Raw genomic sequence first — 1724 nt, 5'->3', positions numbered from 1 at the left:
CTACACTCTCTTAGAACGGAACAAGCTGATAATGCTTTTCGCTCGAATCTATCACCTCTCTCTCACTCCATCTCTTCCATTGACGAGAATAAAACGCACGTCGGATGGAAGGCATACGCATATAACCTATAACCCTATCAAACGTCTCACTAATCGTCTCCTGCCTGTATCCTGACGAATCCGCTACCGCAGCCAGGAGGCGTCTATCTGCATTCTTTATTCTCTCTCTTATATCTCCGCTTCTTCTCTTCCTCTTTAGCTTTACCCCTTCGCCCCAACTATCGGCTACAAACTTCCAATACTCAGCAACTTCTCTATCTTTAAGCCTGATATCTCCATCTATCCGAAAACTCAACCACTTACTACACGTTACCCACACATCCGTAAGGTTAAGCAGAAACAAATCATCAATCGTACTACATTCAATATCACGGAAAAATCCACGTCTAAGCTCGAACTCCACACGTGTAACCTCTTCTCCACTCCAACCACTTTTACTCCATATATCGCACATCCACCCTTTATGCGATACATCGGTAATCTCTTTCAATTTATCGTAAATCCTGCAATAAATATCATTGCCACGCGTACCGAAACTATGCCCCGTGATTTTCCCCTTCTCTTCATACATTGCATACTTCCCCGAATAACACACCCTGTTCTCTCTCTTTATCTTCTCCAGACTCAACCCAGCTACATCTACGTAAAGATCCGCACGGTTTACCTTTATAGATATAACCTTCAAATCCTGAAACATTCGTTTCACCATATCCCAGCACTCACTCAAATTAAACCTATGCAATAACTCAGAAGATATTCCAATCTTTATACACGGCATGTTTTCATTCCACGTTTCGGCTAAGAGCACCCGTATATATCCATCGTCTAACCCTAGGCGATACCCTCCAGACTCCTTAACTGAAACTTTCATTTCATGCCACTTATGCTCCCAATAACTCACTATACCCAGCCTTGAATCCGTGTTTTCTCTTATACCAGCTAGCAAGTCTCCATGCGATCTCTCCGATAACTGAATTGTCAAATATAGCGAGTCTATCCCAGAAGAAACAACAGAGTATTTCCCCCTCTTCCGGCTTTGCGCACCCGTATTACTATGATCGGGTGCATCACCTATACCGTAGTATTCATCTGCCTCATACCGCAATAAAGCAGCATTTGAGGCGTCCTCTAAAGAGTCCGCCTCAAAATCATTCTTTATTTCCGCTTTGAGATTAGATTGATTACACCTAGTAGGATTTGCTATACTTGAACTAACCAACTTACTTATCACAACCCCCGCCTCGAGAGCTCCTACTCTCAAGCGGGTTTTTTCATTCTTGCTTTTCCCCATTTATTTCCTCCTTCATTTTCATGAGTTTAGCTATCACCTCTGGACTCCTTTTAAACAACTCGTTATAATCCATCCACCAGGCAATACCCATGTTTACTAAAGTAGAGATAGGAGTATCCATACGATTGCTCAGTCCATCTAATCTGCCCCATGTTTTCGGACTGAACGATATTACCCTTTTGATTTTCTTATACATTGACATACTCACCTCTCTAAAATGATATCATTTCATATCCTAATATCCTAAATCATAATTAGATATCTATATCCCTTACCTACTCAATCACTCACGCATTTCATCACCGCAAGTAGAAGTAGGCATAGACTCCATAACTCTCACTATTCTATTTACCCTTTCACACTACCAACCTTT

Annotated in this window: 2 protein-coding genes; both read right to left on the bottom strand. The window is 41.6% G+C overall.

Annotated features, from left to right (window positions below; translation table 11 throughout):
• Positions 1-10 precede the first annotated feature (10 nt).
• Positions 11-1351 (bottom strand): hypothetical protein, encoded by a 1341-nt coding sequence (locus THEBA_RS13690; RefSeq protein WP_014732023.1) that lies wholly within the window; start codon positions 1349-1351, stop codon positions 11-13.
• A complete protein-coding gene (locus THEBA_RS13685) occupies positions 1332-1553 on the bottom strand; it encodes a hypothetical protein (RefSeq protein WP_014732022.1) in 222 nt (73 codons plus the stop codon). Before THEBA_RS13685 ends, THEBA_RS13690 begins: the two co-directional genes overlap by 20 nt.
• Positions 1554-1724 lie beyond the last annotated feature (171 nt).

It is taken from the genome of Mesotoga prima MesG1.Ag.4.2, assembly GCF_000147715.2.
Lineage (GTDB): Bacteria > Thermotogota > Thermotogae > Petrotogales > Kosmotogaceae > Mesotoga > Mesotoga prima.
This window is presented reverse-complemented; position numbering and strand designations above follow the sequence as displayed.